The following is a 6,479-nucleotide window of genomic DNA, read 5'->3' on the forward strand; positions in this document are numbered from 1 at the left end:
GCGCACCAACTCGACCGCATCCCGCCGAAACTCCTGCGTGTACTTCGACGGACGTCCCAACGGGGACACCCCTTCCTCTGGACTCAAGATCCAGTCTCAGGGTGTCCACACCTCCGGGGGAAGCCCAGAACCCCGCAGGGCGGCATCCTGTCACCGCTGCTGGCCAACATCGCCCTGTCAATCCTGGACGAGTATTTCGCCCGGATCGCTGGCGGTCCGGCCACGCCGGAGTGGCAGCGCCGAGGTCGCCGTCGCCAGGGTAAAGCCAACTACCGCCTGGTGCGGTATGCGGACGATTTCCTGGTGATGGTGTCCGGCGACCGTGAGCACGCCGAACAGGCGCGCGGCATGGTCAAAGCGGTCCTGGCTCCGATGGGCTTACGCCTGTCGGCGGCCAAGACGTTGATCACCCACATCGACCAGGGCCTCGACTTTCTCAGCTGGCGCATCCAGCGCCATCGCAAGCGAGGCACCGACCAGCACTACGTCTATACCTACCCGGCCAAGAAGGCCCTGCGGGCCGTCATGGCCAAGGTCAAGGCGATGTGTCGAGAGAACATCAACCACCCGCTGGAGGCTCTGTTGCACCGGCTCAACCCGGTGCTGCGGGGCTGGGCCATCTACTTCCGGCCAGGGGTGTCCAGCTCGACCTTCCAATACCTGTCCAAGTACGCCTGGGAACAGGTGATGGGATGGCTCCGGCGCAAACACCGAAAGATCACCTGGGCGGAGCTGCGCCGACGCTTCTGCGGCGGCGCATGGTGGCCCGCGGACGGCGAGCTGGCGCTCTTCGATCCCGGCAAGGTGCGGACTACCCGCTACCGCTACCGGGGGACGAAGATCCCGACGCCGTGGACCCCAGCAAGCTGAGCGACAACCTGCACCCGATCGGGGCTTGTGGAGAGCCCGGTGCTCAGTAATGGGCACGCCGGGTTCGGCGGGCGGCCCGAGGAAACGGATCGGTCGAAAGGCCGGCACCGCGCCTCGGGCCGACCCAACCGCGCCGAGCGCAAGAAACACAACGCCGCCCTCATCTGCCTCGCCCGCCGCCGTATCGACGTCCTACACGCCATGCTCCGCACCCAAACCACCTACCAGCACAAACCGGTAGAGAAGCTCGCCCTCGCCGCTTGACAGAACCCATAGGGACACCCCCCGCCGTGCGCGTGACCGAACCAGTCGACGAGATCCGGCAACGACGCCGTAGCAAGGTCACCGATCGTGCGGATCCCGGCCCGGTGCAACCGCTGCGCGGTCGCCGGGCCCACCCCGCCCAACCGGTTCACCGGCAGCGGAAGCAACACCGCCACCTCCTGCCCGGCTGGCACCACCGTCAACCCGTCCGGCTTACGCAACTCCGAACCGATCTTCGCGATCAGCTTCGACGTCCCCACCCCGCTCGAACCGGTCACCCACCCGTCGCCGCCGCGATCCGCAGCTTGAGGTCGGCAGCGACGGCGGCGACCCCGACCGGTGACAGGTCATGCCGACCCGCAGCAGCAAATGATGGCAACGACGAGGCGTCGGACCGCTTCCTCAGGGAGGCGTCCGGTCGGGGGACGCCAAGGCGCTGTGGGAACTAGTGTGTCGCGCCGGAAATTCGCCTGATAAGTCGGTGCAGGGTGGTCGATGGCACGGACCGGGCGTCCCACTGCGCCGCTGGTGTTGACCGATGAGGAACGCGCGACGTTGACCCGGTGGTCGCGTCGGGCGAAGTCTTCGCAGGTCCTCGCGATGCGATCGAGGATCATTCTGGCGTGTGCCGAGGATGCTTCGAACACTGATGTGGGCAACGTCCCTGGACGTTAATCTGTCCACAGTGGGCAAGTGGCGGCGGCGGTTTCTGGCCGAACGTCTCGACGGGTTGATCGATGAACAGCGGCCCGGCCGACCGCCATCGATCGCCCTGGACAAGGTCGAAGAGGTCGTCGTGGCCACCCTCGAGCAGACACCGCGCAACGGCACTCATTGGTCGCGGAAATCGATGGCAGAGAAGTCCGGCCTGTCGAAGTCGACGATCGGGCGGATCTAGCGCGACTTCGGCCTCAAACCGCACCGCGCCGAGACGTTCAAGCTGTCCACCGACGCACAGTTCATCGAGAAGGTCGTCGACGTCGTCGGCCTCTATCACCACCCCCCCGAACGGGCCGTGGTGCTGTGCGTAGACGAGAAATCCCAAATCCAGGCCTCGGAGCGTTCCCAACCGGTCCTGCCGATGATGCCGGGCATGCCAGAACGGCGTACCCACGACTACCACCGCAACGGCATCACCAGCCTGTTCGCCGCGTCGACATCGCCGACGGCACGGTCATCAGCGAACTGCACGGTCAGCACCGCACTGTCGAGTTCAAGAAGTTCCTGATCACCATCGACAAGACAGTGCCGGCCGAGCTTGACGTGCACCTGATCTGCGACAACTACGGCACCCACAAAACGCCGGCAGTACGATCCTGGCTGGCGAAACACCCCCGCTTCCACATGTACTTCACCCCGACCGGCTCGTCCTGGATCAACCAAGTCGAACGCTGGTTCGGATTCCTCACCGACCAGAAGATCCGCCGCGGCACCCACAAATCGGTTCAGGCCCTCGAAGCCGATATCCGCCCCTGGATTGCCGACTGGAACAGCCATCCACGACCATTCATCTGAACCAATACCGCCGAAGAGATCCTCGACTCACTCGCCCGATTTTGTGGGCGAATTTCCGGCGCGGCACACTAGCAACGGCCCGACGATCAGCCGCCGCTTAATGAAAGGCGGAGGTTAAAGGGCAAGCTCAGACGCTGCTCTTCTCCTCGGCGGCTGCATAGGCCGCCAGACCGTCGACCATACTTTGCATGTGCCGACGTAGGAAAGTCTGCCAGATCCAACCAGTACCCGGGATTCGTGGCGCGAATGTCGCGTGCCAATAAATGATGGTACTGCCGCCGCGGGCCAGCTGGACCAACTCGATCGTGGCCCAGTGGTTGCGTAGTCGCGAGTCGCCGATGACCGAGTAGTCCAGTCGCGAGTCTGGCGTCATTGCGATAATCTGTTGGGCGAATTTTCGCCGTCCCCTCCGGAAGAAACGGACGTCCCCCACAATCTGTGGTCCGGCGGGGGCACTGTCGTCGGCCAGGGCAAATGAGTCGATCGACGACCATTGTGGCCACGTCGCACCCCTCAGCGCAACTCCGAAAACGACTGAGGGTGCGGCCGCGGACACGGCGGCCACGCGATAGTTGTACATGAAGTCTAATCCCGTCTCAATGCCGTCTGCCGCTGTACGGCGATGTCAGCGAGCAAGCCCATCGCGCGGTCTTGGACCCGCTCCTTTGTGAATGATGATTCAGCGAGTGCGTTACGGGCTGCCTTGTCGTCGCCGGGCAGGTCCATCGCCTCGCCGGACCTGGAATCTGGCCACTGCCGAAGTCATGGTGGCGGGTCCGGTCGATGGCCAGATCTGCGGTCGACGGCCATCGCCAGCGCCACACCAACAAAGGTGCCCGCGTACTGAGATCTAAGACATGCCGTGACCTTTCGACGTGAGCCGCACGCCGCCGTGGACCTCCATCTGGATAACGTCGTGGCCATTCGTCAGGTTCACACGCCGACGACGACTTGGCCGAAGGCGAGCTGCCCAAAGGTGTCTCCCGAGAAATCGGAGTCGCCGGCTTGCTGCAGCAGCGCGGCCTGCCGCGTCGCCTGCGTCAGGGTCTCGGCCCGCAGGTAGAGCGCCACTCGGGCCGGGGTGTTGATGGGCTTCATCACCGGTCACCGTCGTTCGTGGTACCGGTGTCGCGGCGGCGGGCGGCGGGGGCCGCAGCTCGGGCACGGCTCGGCGGTCGGAGTAGTTGCCGTGCATTCGGAGCGGCGCATCGCGCCGGCGGTGGTCAGCAGGTGGTCGAGCCAGCCGAGATTTTCGCCGGCGGCCGCCGCGTACAGCGCATGGATCTCGATTGCCGGGCCGCGCCTACCCCCACCGTACGAGTTATGGCAATCTGATCCGTCAGTGGAGCTCTGCTGCTTTACGCCTCAGACACGCCTTGACGACCCGCCCCACCGGCTAATTGAACGGCGTTGGGCCTAGGCTGCGCGCCCGCGACCGAGTGCCGTTCGACAGGGCAGCGGCACGGGGCGAGCTGCCCGCCGACGCCGATGTCGACCTCCTCGTCGACCAGGTGGTCGGTCCGATCCACTTCCGGGTGCTCGTGACGGGTGAACCTGTAACACCCGCACTGCTGGACGCGCTGGTCAGAAAGGCGGGCCAGGGACAGCCGGAGGAGCCACCCAGCCAGAAACCGCCGGGCGCGGCAGCCACCTCTCAAGCGGCTTGAGCTCGGTGAGGAAGCGATCTTCATTCACGAGCGGACGGAGATGCGGATCGTCCTGAACGGCGTGTGGGGTGCCAGGTCGCGGATCCGCGGCTCTCGGGCGCGTGGAGTGGGCCTATCGCTGCCGGATCAGCAGAGGTTCGCGTCGGTCCCGGTGGCGCCGGGATGCGAGGTCTGAGACGCGCCCGGTGGCAGTGCTCAGAAGATCAGGCGGCACGGCGGTACTCGTGGATCAACCCGCCCCACACGTCGACTCGTTGCACCGGCGACTCGTCGGTGCCTGACCGGACCAGCGTCAACCCAGACGCCCCCGGCCGCGGCGGTTGCAGGTCCAGGCTGCGGTGTGGCCGAACGTTGTTGCAGTGCCGCAGGTACTCGGTCAACACCCGGTGCAACTGGCGTTCGTTCCAGACCAGCGTCCAGTCCAGGCACTCGGCCCGTACGGTGCGCACCCAGCGTTCCGCGTACGCGTTCGCGCGAGGCGCCCGCGGCGGGATCTTCACCACGTCGATACCGGACGCCATGAATGCCGCGTCGAACGTGGCGGTGAACTTGGCGTCCCGGTCCCGGATCAGATACCGCAACCGGTGCGCCTGCTCATCGAGGTCCATCAGCAGATTGCGGGCCTGTTGCGCTACCCATATCCCGGTGGGGTGGGTGGTGATCCCCACCAGGTGCACCGTCCGCCGTGGCACCTCAACGACGAACAACACGTACAGCCGGGTCAGGCCGATTATTTCAACAGTGAAGAAGTCCGTCGCCGGCAGGCCGCTGGCCTGGCTCCGCAGGAACTGGGTCCAGGTCGGCCCGCCCCGGCGCGGCGCCGGCCCGAGACCATGCCGGCGCAGGATCCACCGGACCAACGTCGCCGACACCCGCACGCCGACGTTGCGGCACTCCCCCACGATCCGCAGGTACCCCCAGCGAAGATCCTCCCGCGCAAGTCGAACGACCAGAGCGACGATCTTCTCGTCCAGATCCCGCCGGTCACGACCGGTAGGCCGGTAGGTCCACCGACGGACGATCAATTCCCGATGCCAGCGCAGCAACGTCGCCGGTGTGACCAGGAAGACCGCCCACCGCTCGCGAGGTAGCAGCTTGGCCAGCGCCGCCAACACCATCCGATCGGCCGGGGTGTACCGCGGACGCACCACCTGGCGGTGTAACACAGCCACCTGGTGTCGAAGCACCGCGATCTCCACGGCATCCGCGTTCAGGGACGGGCCGCAACCCAACACGCCCAGAACCTGCCGAACAATCATCAACGCGATCGTATGAACCACCACAACACCGAGCCTGCCGAACCGCATCTGCCCAGGCCACAGCATCACCCGGACGTGGCACCCCACACGTCGGCGAGCCAGCCCCATTGGAATACCGCGACGACGGCGCCGACGGTGAGCAGTAACCCAGGGCCGCTTAGGCCGTGTGTCATAAGTCGGGGTAGCCGGTTTGTAGTCACGGCGTGGCGATGATCGATAACTGAAGAGGTCTCCGGTACTTGGTACAACGACCAAGAAGCACCATGCACCGGAGACCTCGTGGCCACCTTAGCGGTGACGAGGCGGCACGACCTGACTGACGCGCAATGGGCCGCCCTGGCCCCGCTGCTGCCTGCGCCGACGAAGGGTCGTCCGCCGAAGTGGGAGAAACGACAGCTCATCGACGGGATCCGGTGGCGGATCCGGATCGGCGCACCCTGGCGTGACGTCCCACCGGAATACGCGCCCTGGCCGACGATCTACGGGCTGTTCCGCCGCTGGCAACGCGATGGGACCTGGGATCGCATCCTGTCCGCGCTGCAGAGCGCTGGTGACGCGGCCGGCCGGATCGCTTGGATGGTCAGCGTGGACTCGATGACCAGCCGCGCCCACCAGCACGCCGCTGGCGCCCGCCGTGACGGCCACCTGCAGAAAGAACCGCCGGGCGGGGTTCACGACGAGCCCGCCGATCATGCGCTCGGTCGTTCGCGGGGCGGCTTGACCACCAAGACACATCTGGCCTGCGAGCAGGGTCAGAAGGTGTTGGCCCTGACCGTGTGGGCTTCCCCCGGAGGTGTGGACACCCTGAGACTGGATCTTGAGTCCAGAGGAAGGGGTGTCCCCGTTGGGACGTCCGTCGAAGTACACGCAGGAGTTTCGGCGGGATGCGGTCGAGTTGGTGCGC

At 65.9% G+C, this 6,479-nt stretch carries 9 protein-coding genes and 1 pseudogene; 6 read left to right on the plus strand and 4 right to left on the minus strand.

The features are described from left to right. Together LDL48_RS42970 and LDL48_RS45325 are read left to right on the plus strand one after the other, a co-directional pair. On the plus strand, positions 1–870 hold an 870-nt coding region (locus LDL48_RS42970), incomplete at its 5' end, for a group II intron maturase-specific domain-containing protein (protein WP_255630539.1). Between the two features lie 39 nt (positions 871–909). Further along, entirely contained in the window at positions 910–1,134 is a 225-nt protein-coding gene (locus tag LDL48_RS45325; protein ID WP_372472346.1) for a hypothetical protein, read from the plus strand. Here the strand turns inward: LDL48_RS45325 and LDL48_RS45330 are convergent. Continuing rightward, the gene (locus LDL48_RS45330) at positions 1,092–1,328 is read right to left on the minus strand and encodes a DNA polymerase thumb domain-containing protein (RefSeq protein WP_372472345.1); all 237 of its coding nucleotides are present in this window, start codon (positions 1,326–1,328) and stop codon (positions 1,092–1,094) included. The two genes, LDL48_RS45325 and LDL48_RS45330, sit on opposite strands and share 43 nt — an antisense overlap. On the opposite strand from LDL48_RS45330, the gene LDL48_RS42980 reads away from it, so the two are divergent. After that, on the plus strand, positions 1,222–1,443 hold the full coding sequence (locus LDL48_RS42980; protein WP_225260973.1) for a hypothetical protein: 222 nt from the start codon (positions 1,222–1,224) through the stop codon (positions 1,441–1,443). The two genes, LDL48_RS45330 and LDL48_RS42980, sit on opposite strands and share 107 nt — an antisense overlap. 186 nt (positions 1,444–1,629) lie before the next feature. Next, positions 1,630–2,721, plus strand: a pseudogene (locus LDL48_RS42985) (IS630 family transposase). A gap of 55 nt (positions 2,722–2,776) precedes the next feature. Here the strand turns inward: LDL48_RS42985 and LDL48_RS45335 are convergent. Then, the gene (locus LDL48_RS45335) at positions 2,777–3,229 is read right to left on the minus strand and encodes an SRPBCC family protein (RefSeq protein ID WP_225260974.1); all 453 of its coding nucleotides are present in this window, start codon (positions 3,227–3,229) and stop codon (positions 2,777–2,779) included. 353 nt (positions 3,230–3,582) lie between these two features. Next, positions 3,583–3,747 (minus strand): hypothetical protein, encoded by a 165-nt coding sequence (locus LDL48_RS42995; protein WP_225260975.1) that lies wholly within the window; start codon positions 3,745–3,747, stop codon positions 3,583–3,585. Between the two features lie 302 nt (positions 3,748–4,049). Between LDL48_RS42995 and LDL48_RS43000 the strand changes: the two genes are divergently transcribed. Beyond that, complete coding sequence (locus tag LDL48_RS43000; RefSeq protein WP_255630540.1) at positions 4,050–4,316, plus strand: TetR-like C-terminal domain-containing protein; 267 nt, start codon at positions 4,050–4,052, stop codon at positions 4,314–4,316. A 203-nt stretch (positions 4,317–4,519) separates the two neighbouring features. Here LDL48_RS43000 and LDL48_RS43005 read toward each other — a convergent pair whose 3' ends face one another. Next, positions 4,520–5,575, minus strand: a complete 1,056-nt coding sequence (locus LDL48_RS43005) for an integrase core domain-containing protein (RefSeq protein WP_225260977.1) — start codon at positions 5,573–5,575, stop codon at positions 4,520–4,522. Between the two features lie 279 nt (positions 5,576–5,854). Between LDL48_RS43005 and LDL48_RS43010 the strand changes: the two genes are divergently transcribed. Continuing rightward, positions 5,855–6,479, plus strand: a 625-nt coding sequence (locus LDL48_RS43010; protein WP_225260978.1) for an IS5 family transposase, incomplete at its 3' end; no start/stop codon positions are given.

Origin of the sequence: Jidongwangia harbinensis (genome assembly GCF_020216025.1) — a bacterium.
In the GTDB taxonomy this organism is placed as follows: domain Bacteria; phylum Actinomycetota; class Actinomycetes; order Mycobacteriales; family Micromonosporaceae; genus Actinoplanes; species Actinoplanes harbinensis.

Coding starts and splice junctions, on each gene's coding strand:
- LDL48_RS43005 (WP_225260977.1), bottom strand. CDS start 5,575: ATGATTGTTCGGCAGGTTCTGGGCGTGTTGGGTTGCGGCCCGTCCCTG.
- LDL48_RS45335 (WP_225260974.1), bottom strand. CDS start 3,229: ATGTACAACTATCGCGTGGCCGCCGTGTCCGCGGCCGCACCCTCAGTC.
- LDL48_RS42995 (WP_225260975.1), bottom strand. CDS start 3,747: ATGAAGCCCATCAACACCCCGGCCCGAGTGGCGCTCTACCTGCGGGCC.